The organism is Streptomyces sp. RFCAC02, assembly GCF_004193175.1.
Taxonomy (GTDB): Bacteria; Actinomycetota; Actinomycetes; order Streptomycetales; family Streptomycetaceae; genus Streptomyces.
On sequence record NZ_SAUH01000001.1, the window covers coordinates 4,828,726 to 4,845,773 of the forward strand.

Consider the following 17,048-nt stretch of genomic DNA (forward strand, 5'->3'; position numbering starts at 1 on the left):
CCCGGGGAGGGGAGACACTGTCGTGAGCACGACCGCAGCCGCCGGATTCTGCCGCGTCACCATCGCGGCCCCCACCAGCCGTATCGACGTCGCCCTGCCCGAGGACGTGCCGCTGGCCGACCTGTACCCCGAGGTCCTCCGGCTCACCGGGGAGGCGCCGGAGCCCGGCGCCCCCGTCGGCTACCACCTGGTCCGCCGCGACGGCACCGTCCTCGACAGCGCCCGCACCCTCGGCGGCCAGCGCGTCCTGGACGGGGACGTCCTCGTCATGCGGCCGTTCGCCGACTCGCTGCCGCCCCCCGTGCACGACGACGTGACCGACGCCATCGCCGAGGCCGTCACCCGCGACCGCCGCCTCTGGAACGAACAACTCCTGCGCGCCGCCGGCCTCGCCGCCGCCGGGATCCTCGGCGCCCTCACCGCCGCCGTCCTGTGGACCGGCGAACCCGAGCGCCACGCCATGCACGGCCTCCCCGGCCTCACCGCCGCCGTCCTGGCCGTCCTGTTCACGGCCTTCGCCGCCGTCCGCGCCCGGGTCTACGACGACACCGCCGCGGCCGTCGCCCTCGGCCTCGCCGCCCTCCCGCACGCCCTCGTCGCAGGCACCGGTGCCCTCCCCCTCGACCCGGGACACGGCGTCGGACGCCTCGAACTCCTCCTCGGCCTCCTCGCCGTCTTCCTCCTCTCCCTCGTCCTCGCCGCCGTGGTGCCGGCGGCGTCCGCCTGGTTCACCGCCACCGCGGCGGGCGCCGGAGCCGCGGCGCTGGCCACGTTCGCCGTCACCGTCGCCGACGCGCGCCCCGAGACAGCCGCGGCCGTCTGCGTCCCCGTCGCGCTCGGCGCCGTCGCGTTCCTGCCGGCCCTCACCGCCAGCATCGTCCGCCTCCCCATCGGCTACACCGCGCCCCGCCCCGGCTACGAGCCCGACGACCACGCCGCGTCCCCGCAGCGCGCCGACCCGCTCGACACCGCCCGCATCGCCGCCCAGGCCCGCCGCGGCCATCAGCTCCTCCTCGGCCTCACCGGCGGCTGCGCCCTGCTGGCCACCGGCGCCTCCGCCGTCCTCGGCTTCTCGGGAGACGGCTGGGGCCGGCTCCTCGCCCTCGCCGCCGGGCTCGCCCTCCTCACCCGCGCCCGACTCTTCCGCTACGCGGTGCAGGTCACCGTCCTCCTGTGCGGCGGGCTCGTCACCCTCGCGCTCCTCGTCGTCGGCTACGCGACCGACCCCGCCGCCACGGGCGACCCCGCGCTGCGCACCCTGTGGCTCGCCGTGGCGCTCACCGCCGCCGTCGGTATGATCGTCGCCGTCGCGCTGATCGTCCCGCGCGTGGGCCTCACACCGTTCTGGGGCCGGATCCTCGACATCACCGAGGGCGCCGTCCTCCTGTCGCTGATCCCCCTGTGCCTGGCCGTGCTCGACGTCTACGCCGGGGCCCGGGGCCTGACCAGTGCCTGAAGCGGCCCTCCGGCCTGCCCGGATGTGCCCCGGGCGGCGATCTGTTGTACCGTGCTCACTGGCCGTTTGCGTACGCGCCCCCGGCATCGCCTGGAGGAAGCGCTCAGCGGACCCCGCCTCCCGAGTTCAGGAAGCTCCCCCGCGCATCAGGCGAGGGCACTCGGTGGCCCGATCGGACAACCCGAGGAGTACGTGTGTCGTCGCTCGACGCCGCCACGAAGAAGCAGATCATCGCCGAGTTCGCCACCCAGGAGGGCGACACCGGCTCCCCCGAGGTCCAGGTCGCTCTGCTGACCCGCCGCATCACGGACCTCACCGAGCACCTGAAGACCCACAAGCACGACCACCACTCGCGCCGGGGCCTGCTGCTCCTCGTCGGCCAGCGCCGCCGCCTGCTGCAGTACCTGGCCCGCAAGGACATCCAGCGCTTCCGCGCCCTGGTCGAGCGCCTCGGCATCCGCCGCGGCGCGGCGGGCGCGAGGTAGTACGCCCACGAGGGAGCGGCCACCACTGACGGGGCCGCTCCCTTCGCCGTACAACGGCGCGTACGCACGGCCGGGCGCCGCCCCCGCACCATCGGCGGACCGACACCGGGCCGTACGCCCGGCGTCTTTGTACGCTTGACCCGACGCACTGTTCCAGAAGACCCAGCGAGACGACGCAGGAGGCGGAGCGCCTGCCGAACTGCCGCCGGTCCTCGGTAGTGGCCCCCGGGCGGCGCCCGGGAGCTTCGATCGAAGGCCGGCCCGTACGGAGGTGCTCCACCGTCCCCGCCCCCGGAGGGGCGCAGAAGAGGAGACAACACAAGGTGGAGAACGAGACCCACTACGCCGAGGCCGTCATCGACAACGGCGCCTTCGGCACCCGCACCATCCGCTTCGAGACCGGCCGCCTGGCCAAGCAGGCCGCGGGCTCCGCGGTCGCCTACCTGGACGACGACACCATGGTGCTGTCGGCCACGACCGCGTCGAAGCACCCCAAGGACCAGCTCGACTTCTTCCCCCTCACGGTCGACGTCGAGGAGCGGATGTACGCGGCCGGCAAGATCCCCGGCTCCTTCTTCCGCCGTGAGGGCCGCCCGTCCGAGGACGCCATCCTCACCTGCCGCCTGATCGACCGCCCGCTGCGCCCGTCCTTCCGCAAGGGCCTGCGCAACGAGATCCAGATCGTCGAGACGGTCATGGCGCTCAACCCCGACCACCTCTACGACGTGGTCGCCATCAACGCCGCTTCCTGCTCCACGCAGCTCGCCGGCCTGCCGTTCTCCGGCCCGATCGGCGGCACCCGCGTGGCCCTGATCCGCGGCCAGTGGGTGGCCTTCCCGACGCACACGGAGCTGGAGGAGGCCGTCTTCGACATGGTCGTCGCCGGCCGTGTCCTGCCGGACGGCGACGTCGCGATCATGATGGTCGAGGCGGAGGCGACCGAGCGGACCATCGAGCTGGTCAAGGGCGGCGCGACCGCGCCGACCGAGGAGGTCGTGGCGGCCGGCCTGGAGGCCGCGAAGCCGTTCATCAAGGTCCTGTGCCGGGCGCAGGCCGACCTCGCGGCCAAGGCCGCGAAGCCGACCGGCGAGTTCCCGATCTTCCTCGACTACCAGGACGACGTCCTGGAGGCCCTGTCCGCCGCCGTCCGCGACGAGCTGGCGCAGGCCCTGTCCGTCGCCGGCAAGCAGGAGCGCGAGGCCGAGCTCGACCGCGTCAAGACGGTCGCCGCCGAGAAGCTGCTCCCGCAGTTCGAGGGCCGGGAGAAGGAGATCTCCGCCGCGTACCGGTCCCTCACCAAGCAGCTCGTGCGCGAGCGCGTCATCCGCGACAAGGTCCGCATCGACGGCCGCGGCGTCACCGACATCCGTACGCTCGCCGCCGAGGTCGAGGCGATCCCGCGGGTGCACGGCTCCGCCCTGTTCGAGCGCGGCGAGACCCAGATCCTCGGTGTCACCACGCTCAACATGCTGCGCATGGAGCAGCAGCTCGACACCCTCTCGCCGGTGACGCGCAAGCGCTACATGCACAACTACAACTTCCCGCCCTACTCCACCGGTGAGACGGGCCGCGTCGGTTCCCCGAAGCGCCGCGAGATCGGCCACGGCGCGCTCGCCGAGCGGGCGCTGGTCCCCGTGCTGCCGACGCGCGAGGAGTTCCCGTACGCGATCCGCCAGGTGTCCGAGGCGCTCGGCTCCAACGGCTCGACGTCCATGGGCTCCGTGTGCGCGTCCACCATGTCCCTGCTGAACGCGGGCGTGCCGCTGAAGGCGCCGGTCGCCGGCATCGCGATGGGCCTGATCTCCCAGGAGATCGACGGCGAGACGCACTACGTCACCCTCACCGACATCCTCGGCGCGGAGGACGCGTACGGCGACATGGACTTCAAGGTCGCCGGCACCCGCCAGTTCGTGACCGCCCTCCAGCTCGACACGAAGCTCGACGGCATCCCCGCCTCGGTCCTCGCCGCCGCGCTGAAGCAGGCGCGCGACGCCCGGCTGCACATCCTCGACGTGATGAGCGAGGCCATCGACGTCCCGGACGAGATGTCGCCGAACGCGCCGCGCATCATCACCGTCAAGATCCCGGTGGACAAGATCGGCGAGGTCATCGGCCCGAAGGGCAAGATGATCAACCAGATCCAGGAGGACACCGGCGCCGACATCACCATCGAGGACGACGGCACCATCTACATCGGTGCCGCCGACGGCCACTCCGCGGAGGCCGCCCGCACCACGATCAACGGCATCGCGAACCCGACGATGCCCGAGGTCGGCGAGCGCTACCTCGGCACGGTCGTGAAGACGACGACGTTCGGCGCGTTCGTCTCCCTCCTCCCCGGCAAGGACGGTCTGCTGCACATCTCGCAGATCCGCAAGCTCGCCGGCGGCAAGCGCGTGGAGAACGTCGACGACGTCGTGTCCGTGGGCCAGAAGGTCCAGGTCGAGATCGCCGAGATCGACCAGCGCGGCAAGCTGTCCCTCATCCCGGTCATCGAGGAGGAGGCGCCCGCCGCCGACGCCCCGGCCGGTGAGGACGGCGCCGACCAGTGACGCGTTCGTCAGCGAAGGCCACGGCCCGCCCCGCCGCCACGGCGGGGCGGGCCGTGCCCCGTCCGCGCCCCGCGGACACCACCACCGTCCGCAGGACCGTGCTGCCCGGCGGGCTGCGCGTCGTCACCGAGGCCGTGCCCGGCGTACGGTCCGCCACGTTCGGCATCTGGGCGCGCGTCGGGTCGCGGGACGAGACCCCGGCCCTCGGCGGTGCCACCCATTACCTCGAACACCTCCTCTTCAAGGGCACGCGCCGGCGCAGCGCCCTCGACATCTCCGCCGCGATCGACGCCGTCGGCGGCGAGATGAACGCCTTCACCACGAAGGAGTTCACCTGCTACTACGCGCGGGTCCTCGACACGGACCTGCCGCTGGCCGTCGACATCGTCTGCGACATGCTGACCGGCTCGGTGATCGCGCCCGAGGAGGTGGACGCGGAGCGCGACGTGATCCTCGAGGAGATCGCGATGACCGAGGACGACCCGGGCGACGGCGTCCACGATCTGTTCGCGCGCACCCTCTTCGGCGACACGCCGCTCGGCCGTCCCGTCCTCGGCACCGTCGACACGGTCAACGCGCTGACCCGCGACCGGATCGCCCGCTTCTACCGGCGCCACTACGACCCGACCCGCCTCGTCGTCACGGCCGCCGGCCATGTCGATCACGACGCCCTGACCGCGCAGGTGGCCGCCGCGTTCGAGGCGGCCGGCGCGCTCCCGGGCGCCGACCCGTCCGCACAGCCCGCGGGACCCCGTTCGGGCAGCCGTACGGTCCGTGCGGCGGGCCGTGTCGACGTGGACAACCGCCGCACCGAGCAGGCCCACTTCATCCTCGGCATGCCCGGTGTCTCCCGCCACGACGACCGGCGCTGGGCGCTCGCCGTCCTGTCGACGGCGCTCGGCGGCGGCATGAGTTCGCGCCTCTTCCAGGAGGTCAGGGAGAAGCGCGGGCTCGCGTACAACGTGTACGCCCACACCTCGGGCTACGCCGACTGCGGCCTGTTCGGTGTCTACGCCGGCTGCCGCCCCGACCGTCTCGGCGACGTCCTCGCGGTCTGCCGCGAGCAGCTCACCGAGGTCGCCGAGAAGGGGCTCGGGGACGACGAGACCCGCCGTGCCATCGGCCAGCTCGCCGGGTCCACGGTGCTCGGCCTGGAGGACACCGGCTCGATCATGCACCGTCTCGGCAAGAGCGAGCTGTGCTGGGGCAACCAGCTCCCGGTCGACGACATGCTGGCGCGGTTCGCCGCCGTCACCCCGGACGACGTGCGCGAGGTGGCCCGTGATGTCCTGGGACAGCGGCCGTCCCTGTCGGTGATCGGCCCGGTGAAGGACCGCCAGGCCGCCCGCCTCGCGGACGCCGTCGCCTGACCTTCGAGGAAAGAACGAGTGACACGATGAGCAAGCTGCGCGTGGCCGTGATCGGCGCGGCGGGACGGATGGGCTCGGAGGCCGTGCGCGCGGTCGAGTCCGCCGACGACATGGAGCTGGTCGCCGCGCTCCGCCGGGGCGACCCGCTCCAGACGCTGGTGGACGCCGGTGCCGAGATCGCCGTGGAGCTGACCCGTCCGGACGCCGCCCCGGCGAACGTCGACTTCTGCGTCGGGCACGGCATCCACGCCGTGGTCGGCACCACCGGCTGGACCGAGGACCGTCTGACGGCCCTGCGCGCCCGCCTCGCGGAGTCGCCGGGGACGGGCGTCCTCATCGCGCCGAACTTCGGCATCGGCGCGGTCCTCACGATGCGGTTCGCGCAGCAGGCCGCCCGGTTCTTCGAGTCGGTCGAGATCGTCGAGCTGCACCACCCGCAGAAGGCGGACGCCCCGAGCGGCACGGCCGTCCGCACGGCCGAGCTGATCGCCGAGGCCCGCGCGGCCGCGGGCCTGCCCGCGCAGCCCGACGCCACCACGTCCGCGCTGGACGGCGCGCGGGGTGCCGACGTGGGCGGAGTCCCGGTGCACGCGGTGCGGCTCCGCGGCCTGGTGGCCCACCAGGAGGTGCTGTTCGGCGACGAGGGGGAGACGTTCACCCTGCGCCACGACTCGATGCACCGCGGCTCGTTCATGCCGGGGGTACTGCTGGGCATCCGCCGCATCGGCGGTGCTCCCGGCCTCACCGTGGGCCTGGAGCACTTCATGGGGCTGGACGGCTGACCGTGCGGGAGCGCATCCTCCATGTCGTGCTGTCCGCCGCGCTGGTCGGCTACTTCCTGCTGGCCGGGCAGCGCGGTGTGCTGCTGCTCGCGGAGGGCACCTGGGTGACCGTGCCGCTGGGCCTCGCGGTTCTGGCGCTGCCGCTGATCGGTGCGTGGTTCCTGTGGCGCACCACGCGGTTCGTGCTGGCGGCGGGGCGTCTCGCCAGGGAGCTGGAGGCGGAGGGCGGGCTGCCGGAGGACGAGCTGCCGCGCACGCCGAGCGGCCGTCCCGACCGTGCCGCGGCCGACGCGGTCTTCGAGCGGCGGCGGGCCGAGACGGAGGCGGCGCCGGGGGACTGGCGCTGCTGGTTCCGGCTCGCGATCGCCTACCGTGACGCGCGCGACACGCCGCGGGCGCGCAGGGCGATGCAGCACGCGATCGCCCTGCGCGCCGGCCGCGCGGACGCGTCGACGCCGCCGGGGGACCGCCGTCTCAGTGGTGCTCGGCGGCCCACGCCTCGATGACGTCGGCGGCGCGGTCGAAGGACCCGCGGCGGCCGAGGAAGTCCGCGCTGTGGTCGGTGAGCAGGGTCCGCAGCGGCTCGCGCTTGCGTACGGAGATCTCCAGGGCCTGACCCTGCACGCTGCGGGGCAGCCCGAGCCACTGCACGGGCTGCTGCACGGTGCGGACGCCGTCGATCTCCCGCCACCGCAGGGTGCGGGTGGAGACCAGGCCGACGCGGCGCAGCCCCCGCGGGCTCACCCAGATGCCGACGCGGAGGAGGCGCAGCGCGAACGCGATGACGACGACCGCGCACGCGACGGTCGTGAGGGCGCCGTCGGGGGAGCCGGCCAGGCCGATGATCAGCGCGGATATCAGCATGTAGGCGGCTATCAGGAGCGTCATGGCCGCGATGGCGACTCGCCAGGGGCCGAGGCGGTACGGGCGGCGCCAGTGGTCCTGCCCGGAGTTCACGAGCGGTACGTCCGGCGTGCCGGCGTCGGGGGCTCGTTCGGCAGTGAGGAAATGCAGGGGCAAGGCGGGTCCTCGTTCATATCACCGTCGGATCACCGGATGGCGGTGCTGTGATCGGTGAGGCTACCGCGTCAGCCGTTCTGGGCCGCCTCCGGTGCCCCGGGCGACTGCTGCTGGTCGTTCTGGAGGGCGGGCCGGCCGAGCAGCAGGGCTCCGGCGAGAGCCGCGGTGATGACGAGGCCGAGCAGGACGCCGCCGAGTATCCGCCCCGGACCCGGGCGCGGGCGGCGCGGCGGCAGGACGTCGTCGGTGAAGTCGTCGTACCGGTCGGATGCCGTGTCGTCGCGCCGTGTCATGATCCCGCTCCCCCTGCACTATGAGGTCAATACAAACCTATCAAGTGATGAATCCGACTCGATGGGGAGAGTCCGATTTGCGTCGCACGGCCGGGGGGCCGCCCTGTCGGACCCGGCCTCTAGGGTGGGTACCGCTCCGGCAGCCGACTTCCCGGGAAGGACCCGCAGGTGACCGACACCCCCCGCTTCCGCAGTGACATGACCGTCGAATTGGTCAAGCACAGCGCCTCCGACACCGACGTGCTGTGGGCCGCGCGTGTCTCCACGGCCGGGGAGCAGTCCCTCGAGGAGATCGGCAAGGACCCCGAGCGCTCCAAGGGCCTGATCAACTACCTCATGCGCGACCGGCACGGCAGCCCGTTCGAGCACAACTCGATGACCTTCCTGATCAGCGCGCCGATTTTCGTCTTCCGCGAGTTCCACCGCCACCGCGTCGGCTGGTCGTACAACGAGGAGAGCGGCCGCTACCGGCAGCTCGACCCCGTCTTCTACGTCCCCGCCGGCGACCGGCACCTCGTCCAGGAGGGGCGGCCCGGCAAGTACGCCTTCGTCCCCGGCACCCCCGAGCAGCACGCCGTCGCGGGCAAGGTCCTGGAGGACACCTACCGGCAGGCGTACGCCGCCTACCAGGAGATGCTCGCCGCCGGCATCGCCCGGGAGGTCGCGAGGGCGGCCCTCCCCGTCGGCCTGTACTCGTCCATGTACGCCACGTGCAACGCCCGCTCGCTCATGCACTTCATCGGCCTGCGCACGCGCGACGAGCGCGCGACCGTCCCCTCCTTCCCGCAGCGCGAGATCGAGATGGTCGCCGAGGGCATGGAGCGCGCCTGGGCCGAGCTGATGCCCCTGACCCACGCCGCCTTCAACGCGAACGGCCGAATGGCCCCCTGAGACTCCGGTGTGCCCCTCGGAAAACCCGATTGAAGTGTCACGTATTGCGACATTTCGTGAAGTTCATCTAGGGTGAATGAACGGACCCGGCGCTGCCTGAACCCCCGAGCAGGCGGTGCCGGGTTCGCTACGATGCACGCCCCGATGGCCCCCGACACGCTGAGCTGCGAGTAGCGTGGAACCTATGGCTCCGACCTCCACACCGCAGACCCCCTTCGGGCGGGTCCTGACCGCCATGGTCACGCCATTCACGGCGGACGGCTCCCTCGATCTCGACGGCGCCCAGCGCCTCGCCGCCCACCTGGTGGACGCCGGCAACGACGGCCTCATCCTCAACGGCACCACCGGCGAGTCACCCACCACCAGCGACGAGGAGAAAAGCCTCCTCGTGCGCGCCGTGGTCGAAGCGGTCGGCGAGCGCGCCCACGTCGTCGCCGGAGTCGGCACCAACGACACCCGGCACAGCCTGGAGCTCGCCCGAGCGGCGGAGCGGGCCGGAGCCCACGGCCTCCTCACGGTCACCCCGTACTACAACAAGCCCCCCAGGAGGGGCTCTACCAGCACTTCACCGCCATCGCCGACGCCACCGGCCTCCCCGTCATGCTGTACGACATCCCGGGCCGCAGCGGCGTCCCGATCGCGACGGAGACCATGGTCAGGCTGGCGGCCCACCCCAGGATCGTCGCCAACAAGGACGCCAAGGGCGACCTCGGCCGCGCGAGCTGGGCCATCGCCACGACCGGGCTCGCCTGGTACTCCGGCGACGACATGCTGAACCTTCCGCTCCTGTCCGTGGGCGCGGTCGGCTTCGTCTCGGTCGTGAGCCACGTGGTCACGCCGGAGCTGCGCGCCCTGGTCGACGCCCACACGAGCGGCGACGTCGCCAAGGCCACGGAGATCCACCAGAAGCTCCTCCCCGTCTTCACCGGCATGTTCCGCACCCAGGGCGTGATCACCACCAAGGCGGCACTCGACCTGCAGGGACTGCCGGGCGGCCCGCTGCGCCTGCCCCTGGTCGGCCTCACCGCCGAGGAGACGGAGCAGCTCAAGCGGGATCTCACCGCCGGCGGGGTACAGATCTGACAGAACCGGAACCGCCGCGGACACACCCGGACAGGAGCGGTTCCGCAACGGAAGCGAAGCGTTGCCCCGACCACGGCGGCTCCGCCGCCCGGGGCGATAACTGAATACCGACCAGTGCATACAGTCACGCGCGCCCCATGCCCGCTCAGGAGCAGGTGGCGCGCGTGGTCAGGAGAGTCTCTTGAGTCATCCGCACCCAGAACTCGGCCGCCCGCCGAGGATCCCCGAGGGCGGCCTCCGGGTCACCCCGCTCGGTGGGCTCGGTGAAATCGGCCGCAACATGACCGTCTTCGAGTACGGCGGACGGCTGCTCATCGTCGACTGCGGCGTGCTGTTCCCCGAGGAGGAGCAGCCGGGCATCGACCTGATCCTGCCGGACTTCAGCTCCATCAGCGATCGCCTCGACGACATCGACGGCATCGTCCTCACCCACGGGCACGAGGACCACATCGGGGGCGTACCGTTCCTGCTCCGCCAGAAGCCGGACATCCCGCTCATCGGTTCCAAGCTGACCCTCGCCCTCCTCGAGGCCAAGCTCCAGGAGCACCGCATCCGCCCCTACACCCTGGAGGTGAAGGAGGGGCACCGCGAGCGGATCGGACCGTTCGACTGCGAGTTCGTCGCCGTCAACCACTCGATCCCCGACGCGCTCGCCGTGGCGATCCGCACTCCCGCCGGCATGGCGGTCCACACCGGCGACTTCAAGATGGACCAGCTGCCGCTCGACGGCCGCCTCACGGACCTGCGGGCATTCGCGCGGCTCGGCGAGGAGGGCATCGACCTGCTCCTCGTCGACTCGACGAACGCGGAGGTCCCCGGCTTCGTCGCGCCGGAGCGCGAGATCTCCGGCGTGCTGCGCCAGGTCTTCGCGCGGGCGGAGAAGCGGATCATCGTCGCCAGCTTCGCGAGCCACGTGCACCGCATCCAGCAGATCGTGGACGCGGCGCACGAGCACGGTCGCCGTATCGCGTTCGTCGGCCGTTCCATGGTGCGCAACATGGGCATCGCCCGTGACCTCGGCTACCTGCGGGTCCCCGCGGGCCTGGTCGTGGACGTGAAGGCACTGGACGACCTGGCGGACCACGAGGTGGTGCTCGTCTGCACCGGGTCGCAGGGCGAGCCGATGGCGGCCCTGTCCAGGATGGCCAACCGCGACCATCAGATCCGCATCGTGGAGGGTGACACGGTCATCCTGGCCTCGTCCCTCATCCCGGGCAACGAGAACGCCGTCTACCGCGTGATCAACGGCCTGACCCGCTGGGGCGCCAACGTGGTGCACAAGGGGAACGCGAAGGTCCATGTCTCGGGCCACGCGTCGGCGGGCGAGCTGCTGTACTTCTACAACATCTGTCGGCCCAGGAACCTGATGCCCGTGCACGGCGAATGGCGGCACCTGCGGGCCAACGCCGAACTGGGCGCCATGACCGGCATCCCGGCCGAGCGGATCGTCATCGCCGAGGACGGCATCGTCGTCGACCTGAAGGACGGCAAGGCGAAGATCTCCGGCAAGGTCCAGGCCGGCTACGTCTACGTGGACGGGCTGTCCGTGGGCGACATCACCGAGTCGAGCCTGAAGGACCGGCGCATCCTCGGCGACGAGGGCTTCATCTCGGTGATCGTCGTGGTGGACAGCAGCACCGGGAAGGTCGTGAGCGGACCGAGCATCCACTCGCGCGGCTCGGGCATCGAGGACTCGGACTTCGCGGCGGTCGTCCCCAAGATCGAGGAGACGCTGGCCCGTTCGGCCCAGGACGGCGTCTCCGACCCGCACCAGCTCCAGCAGTTGGTGCGGCGCACGGTGGGCAAGTGGGTCTCCGACACGTACCGCAGGCGGCCCATGATCATGCCTGTCGTCGTGGACGTCTGAGGCCCGGTCACCTCCCCATCGGCGAGCGGGGCGCCAGGATTTGCATCCTGGCGCCCCGCTCCAGTACGTTTACGTCATCGCCGCACGGGGAACCGGCCGAGGCCAACTGGCCGGGCCGCCACCAGAGGCGAGGCAGTACCGAAGGGAAGAGCCCGGAGAGGCCCGAGAGGGTTTCGAAGGAAGCGTCCGTTCCTTGAGAACTCAACAGTGTGCCAAAAGTCAATGCCAATGTTTTATTTCTAACGCGAGGCAGACTCGTGTGGATGATTCATACATTCACGGAGAGTTTGATCCTGGCTCAGGACGAACGCTGGCGGCGTGCTTAACACATGCAAGTCGAACGATGAACCGGTTTCGGCCGGGGATTAGTGGCGAACGGGTGAGTAACACGTGGGTAATCTGCCCTGCACTCTGGGATAAGCCTGGGAAACTGGGTCTAATACCGGATAGGACTCGTGGTCGCATGGCCTCGAGTGGAAAGCTTTTGCGGTGTGGGATGGGCCCGCGGCCTATCAGCTTGTTGGTGGGGTAGTGGCCTACCAAGGCGACGACGGGTAGCCGGCCTGAGAGGGTGACCGGCCACACTGGGACTGAGACACGGCCCAGACTCCTACGGGAGGCAGCAGTGGGGAATATTGCACAATGGGCGAAAGCCTGATGCAGCGACGCCGCGTGAGGGATGACGGCCTTCGGGTTGTAAACCTCTTTCAGCAGGGAAGAAGCGCAAGTGACGGTACCTGCAGAAGAAGCACCGGCTAACTACGTGCCAGCAGCCGCGGTAATACGTAGGGTGCAAGCGTTGTCCGGAATTATTGGGCGTAAAGAGCTCGTAGGCGGCTTGTCGCGTCGGTTGTGAAAGCCCGGGGCTTAACCCCGGGTCTGCAGTCGATACGGGCAGGCTAGAGTTCGGCAGGGGAGACTGGAATTCCTGGTGTAGCGGTGGAATGCGCAGATATCAGGAGGAACACCGGTGGCGAAGGCGGGTCTCTGGGCCGATACTGACGCTGAGGAGCGAAAGCGTGGGGAGCGAACAGGATTAGATACCCTGGTAGTCCACGCTGTAAACGGTGGGCACTAGGTGTGGGCGGCATTCCACGTCGTCCGTGCCGTAGCTAACGCATTAAGTGCCCCGCCTGGGGAGTACGGCCGCAAGGCTAAAACTCAAAGGAATTGACGGGGGCCCGCACAAGCGGCGGAGCATGTGGCTTAATTCGACGCAACGCGAAGAACCTTACCAAGGCTTGACATACGCCGGAAACGTCCAGAGATGGGCGCCCTCTTTGAGTCGGTGTACAGGTGGTGCATGGCTGTCGTCAGCTCGTGTCGTGAGATGTTGGGTTAAGTCCCGCAACGAGCGCAACCCTTGTCCTGTGTTGCCAGCAACATCCTTCGGGGTGGTTGGGGACTCACGGGAGACTGCCGGGGTCAACTCGGAGGAAGGTGGGGACGACGTCAAGTCATCATGCCCCTTATGTCTTGGGCTGCACACGTGCTACAATGGCCGGTACAATGAGCTGCGATGCCGTGAGGTGGAGCGAATCTCAAAAAGCCGGTCTCAGTTCGGATTGGGGTCTGCAACTCGACCCCATGAAGTCGGAGTCGCTAGTAATCGCAGATCAGCATTGCTGCGGTGAATACGTTCCCGGGCCTTGTACACACCGCCCGTCACGTCACGAAAGTCGGTAACACCCGAAGCCGGTGGCCTAACCCCTTGTGGGAGGGAGCTGTCGAAGGTGGGACTGGCGATTGGGACGAAGTCGTAACAAGGTAGCCGTACCGGAAGGTGCGGCTGGATCACCTCCTTTCTAAGGAGCACAAGCCGGTCTCGGGCGGATGTCCCGAGCGGTTGCTCATGGGTGGAACATTGACTATTCGGTTGGCTGGTTGCTGCTGATTGTGTGAGTACGGCCCTCCTTCGGGTGGGTGGGGAAAGCGCGGTGGGTGGTGCTGGCCGGCTGGGCACGCTGTTGGGTGTCTGAGGGCACGGCCGCTGGGCGGTTGTTGTCTTCGGGTGTGCCAGGGCCTCCTTTGCCTGTGAGGGTGAGGGGGGCGGACTGGTTGGTGGTTGAGAATTGCACAGTGGACGCGAGCATCTGTGGCCAAGTTGTTAAGGGCGCACGGTGGATGCCTTGGTACCAGGAACCGATGAAGGACGTGGGAGGCCACGATAGTCCCCGGGGAGTTGTCAACCAAGCTGTGATCCGGGGGTTTCCGAATGGGGAAACCCGGCAGTCGTCATGGGCTGTCACCTGCCGCTGAATGTATAGGCGGTGTGGAGGGAACGCGGGGAAGTGAAACATCTCAGTACCCGCAGGAAGAGAAAACAACCGTGATTCCGGGAGTAGTGGTGAGCGAAACCGGAGGAGGCTAAACCGTTTGTGTGTGATACCCGGCAGGGGTTGCGCAGGCGGGGTTGTGGGAGCGCACTTCAGTTGTCTGCCGGCAGCTGGGGGAGTGAGAAACCATTGTGGTAGTCGAAGGGCATGCGAAAGGCCCGGCGTAGAGGGTAAGACCCCCGTAGGCGAAATCATGATGGCTTCCTTGTGTGTTTCCCAAGTAGCACGGGGCCCGAGAAATCCTGTGTGAATCTGGCGGGACCACCCGTTAAGCCTAAATATTCCCTGGTGACCGATAGTGGATAGTACCGTGAGGGAATGGTGAAAAGTACCGCGGGAGCGGAGTGAAATAGTACCTGAAACCGTGTGCCTACAAGCCGTGGGAGCGTCGCAGTGTGTGCTTGCATGCACTGTCGTGACTGCGTGCCTTTTGAAGAATGAGCCTGCGAGTTTGCGGTGTGTTGCGAGGTTAACCTGTGGTGGGGAGCCGTAGCGAAAGCGAGTCCGAAGAGGGCGTTTGAGTAGCATGCCCTAGACCCGAAGCGGGGTGATCTAGCCATGGGCAGGGTGAAGCGTGGGTAAGACTGCGTGGAGGCCCGAACCCACCAGAGTTGAAAATCTGGGGGATGACCTGTGGTTAGGGGTGAAAGGCCAATCAGACTCCGTGATAGCTGGTTCTCCCCGAAATGCATTTAGGTGCAGCGTCGTTTGTTTCTTGTCGGAGGTAGAGCACTGGATAGGTGATGGGCCTTACCGGGTTACTGACCTTAGCCAAACTCCGAATGCCGGCAAGTGAAGGACGGCAGTGAGACTGTGGGGGATAAGCTCCATGGTCGAGAGGGAAACAGCCCAGAGCATCGACTAAGGCCCCTAAGCGTGTGCTAAGTGGGAAAGGATGTGGAGTCGCAGAGACAGCCAGGAGGTTGGCTTAGAAGCAGCCACCCTTGAAAGAGTGCGTAATAGCTCACTGGTCGAGTGATTCTGCGCCGATAATGTAGCGGGGCTCAAGTACACCGCCGAAGTCGTGTCATCGCGTAAGCGATGGGTAGGGGAGCGTCGTGTGCTGGGTGAAGCGGCCTTGTAAGGGTGTCGTGGACGGTACGCGAGTGAGAATGCAGGCATGAGTAGCGATACGCACGTGAGAAACGTGTGCGCCGATTGACTAAGGGTTCCTGGGTCAAGTTGATCTGCCCAGGGTAAGTCGGGGCCTAAGGCGAGGCCGACAGGCGTAGTCGATGGATAACCGGTTGATATTCCGGTACCCGCTGTGAAGCGCCAGCGCTGAATCTCCTGATGCTAAGCCCGTGAAGCCCCATGTTGCCTTCGGGTGGTGTGGTGGTGGAGCCGGTGGTCCGAGGGGGTAGTAGGTGAGTGATGGGGTGACGCAGGAAGGTAGTCCATCCCGGGCGGTGGTTGTCCCGGGGTAAGGGTGTGGCCCGTCGTGCAGGTAAATCCGTGCGACATGTGGGTGAGGCCTGATGCGGAGCCGATTGTGGTGAAGTGGATGATCCTATGCTGTCGAGAAAAGCCTCTAGCGATGTTTCATGGTGGCCCGTACCCGAAACCGACTCAGGTGGTCAGGTAGAGTATACCGAGGCGTTCGGGTGAACTATGGTTAAGGAACTCGGCAAATTGCCCCCGTAACTTCGGGAGAAGGGGGGCCGCTTCTGGTGAAGACCTTTTCGGTTGGAGCTGGGGGTGGCCGCAGAGACCAGCGAGAAGCGACTGTTTACTAAAAACACAGGTCCGTGCGAAGCTGTAAGGCGATGTATACGGACTGACGCCTGCCCGGTGCTGGAACGTTAAGGGGACCGGTTAGCTCTTTCGGGGGCGAGGCTGGGAACTTAAGCGCCAGTAAACGGCGGTGGTAACTATAACCATCCTAAGGTAGCGAAATTCCTTGTCGGGTAAGTTCCGACCTGCACGAATGGCGTAACGACTTCTCGACTGTCTCAACCATAGGCCCGGTGAAATTGCATTACGAGTAAAGATGCTCGTTTCGCGCAGCAGGACGGAAAGACCCCGGGACCTTTACTATAGCTTGATATTGGTGTTCGGTTCGGCTTGTGTAGGATAGGTGGGAGACTGTGAAGCTTGAGCGCCAGCTTGGGTGGAGTCGTTGTTGAAATACCACTCTGGTCGTGCTGGATGTCTAACCTGGGTCCGTGATCCGGATCGGGGACAGTGTCTGGTGGGTAGTTTAACTGGGGCGGTTGCCTCCTAAAGAGTAACGGAGGCGCCCAAAGGTTCCCTCAGCCTGGTTGGTTATCAGGTGGTGAGTGTAAGTGCACAAGGGAGCTTGACTGTGAGACTGGCGGGTCGAGCAGGTGCGAAAGCAGGGACTAGTGATCCGGCGGTGGCTTGTGGGAGCGCCGTCGCTCATCGGATAAAAGGTACCCCGGGGATAACAGGCTGATCTTCCCCAAGAGTCCGTATCGACGGGATGGTTTGGCACCTCGATGTCGGCTCGTCGCATCCTGGGGCTGGAGTTGGTCCCAAGGGTTGGGCTGTTCGCCCATTAAAGCGGTACGCGAGCTGGGTTTAGAACGTCGTGAGACAGTTCGGTCCCTATCCGCTGTGCGCGTTGGAGTCTTGAGAAGGGCTGTCCCTAGTACGAGAGGACCGGGACGGACGAACCTCTGGTGTGCCAGTTGTCCTGCCAAGGGCATGGCTGGTTGGCTACGTTCGGGAGGGATAACCGCTGAAAGCATCTAAGCGGGAAGCCTGCTTCGAGATGAGGACTCCCACCCACTTTGATGGGGTAAGGCCCCCGTTTGACGAGCGGGTTGATAGGCCGGAGATGGAAGCCCTGTGAGGGGTGGAGTTGACCGGTACTAATAGGCCGAGGGCTTGTCCATAGATGCTCGCGTCCACTGTGAAGTTCGAAGCCGGCCTGGCTGGTGCACCCATGGG

Annotated in this window: 10 protein-coding genes, 2 rRNA genes and 1 pseudogene; 11 read left to right on the top strand and 2 right to left on the bottom strand. The window is 67.8% G+C overall.

Annotation, left to right across the window (positions count from 1 at the left end; all coding sequences use genetic code 11):
* Nucleotides 1-22: 22 nt before the first annotated feature.
* The 6 genes from eccD to EMA09_RS22420 all read left to right on the top strand — a co-directional run bounded on the left by eccD (nt 23) and on the right by EMA09_RS22420 (nt 7,151).
* Nucleotides 23-1,456 (top strand): type VII secretion integral membrane protein EccD, encoded by a 1,434-nt coding sequence (gene eccD / locus EMA09_RS22395; RefSeq protein WP_129842778.1) that lies wholly within the window; start codon nt 23-25, stop codon nt 1,454-1,456.
* Nucleotides 1,457-1,650: 194 nt separating this feature from the next.
* On the top strand, nt 1,651-1,941 hold the full coding sequence (gene rpsO, locus EMA09_RS22400) for a 30S ribosomal protein S15 (protein WP_129842779.1): 291 nt from the start codon (nt 1,651-1,653) through the stop codon (nt 1,939-1,941).
* Nucleotides 1,942-2,264: 323 nt separating this feature from the next.
* Entirely contained in the window at nt 2,265-4,493 is a 2,229-nt protein-coding gene (locus EMA09_RS22405; protein WP_129842780.1) for a polyribonucleotide nucleotidyltransferase, read from the top strand.
* Nucleotides 4,490-5,863, top strand: a complete 1,374-nt coding sequence (locus EMA09_RS22410; RefSeq protein WP_129842781.1) for a pitrilysin family protein — start codon at nt 4,490-4,492, stop codon at nt 5,861-5,863. The genes EMA09_RS22405 and EMA09_RS22410 overlap by 4 nt, the downstream gene beginning before the upstream one ends.
* Before the next feature lie 26 nt (nt 5,864-5,889).
* Nucleotides 5,890-6,645, top strand: coding sequence for a 4-hydroxy-tetrahydrodipicolinate reductase (gene dapB, locus EMA09_RS22415; protein ID WP_129842782.1), 756 nt, complete (start codon nt 5,890-5,892; stop codon nt 6,643-6,645).
* Between the two features lie 2 nt (nt 6,646-6,647).
* Nucleotides 6,648-7,151 (top strand): hypothetical protein, encoded by a 504-nt coding sequence (locus tag EMA09_RS22420; protein ID WP_129842783.1) that lies wholly within the window; start codon nt 6,648-6,650, stop codon nt 7,149-7,151.
* On the opposite strand, the gene EMA09_RS22425 is transcribed toward EMA09_RS22420, so the two are convergent.
* Together EMA09_RS22425 and EMA09_RS22430 are read right to left on the bottom strand one after the other, a co-directional pair.
* Nucleotides 7,120-7,665 (bottom strand): hypothetical protein, encoded by a 546-nt coding sequence (locus EMA09_RS22425; RefSeq protein ID WP_129842784.1) that lies wholly within the window; start codon nt 7,663-7,665, stop codon nt 7,120-7,122. The genes EMA09_RS22420 and EMA09_RS22425 overlap by 32 nt on opposite strands.
* A gap of 68 nt (nt 7,666-7,733) precedes the next feature.
* Nucleotides 7,734-7,958, bottom strand: a complete 225-nt coding sequence (locus tag EMA09_RS22430; protein ID WP_129842785.1) for a hypothetical protein — start codon at nt 7,956-7,958, stop codon at nt 7,734-7,736.
* A gap of 198 nt (nt 7,959-8,156) precedes the next feature.
* Between EMA09_RS22430 and thyX the strand changes: the two genes are divergently transcribed.
* The 5 genes and pseudogenes from thyX (at nt 8,157) to EMA09_RS22455 (ending at nt 16,993) form a co-directional block, all read left to right on the top strand.
* The gene (thyX, locus tag EMA09_RS22435; RefSeq protein WP_240796710.1) at nt 8,157-8,849 is read left to right on the top strand and encodes an FAD-dependent thymidylate synthase; all 693 of its coding nucleotides are present in this window, start codon (nt 8,157-8,159) and stop codon (nt 8,847-8,849) included.
* A 235-nt stretch (nt 8,850-9,084) separates the two neighbouring features.
* Nucleotides 9,085-9,932 (top strand): annotated as a pseudogene (gene dapA / locus EMA09_RS22440) (4-hydroxy-tetrahydrodipicolinate synthase).
* 181 nt (nt 9,933-10,113) lie between these two features.
* Complete coding sequence (locus EMA09_RS22445; RefSeq protein ID WP_129842787.1) at nt 10,114-11,799, top strand: ribonuclease J; 1,686 nt, start codon at nt 10,114-10,116, stop codon at nt 11,797-11,799.
* Nucleotides 11,800-12,074: 275 nt separating this feature from the next.
* Nucleotides 12,075-13,604 (top strand): 16S ribosomal RNA (locus EMA09_RS22450).
* Between the two features lie 292 nt (nt 13,605-13,896).
* Nucleotides 13,897-16,993: ribosomal RNA gene (locus EMA09_RS22455) — 23S ribosomal RNA — on the top strand.
* The 16S and 23S rRNA genes sit together here, the layout of an rRNA operon.
* Nucleotides 16,994-17,048: the final 55 nt, after the last annotated feature.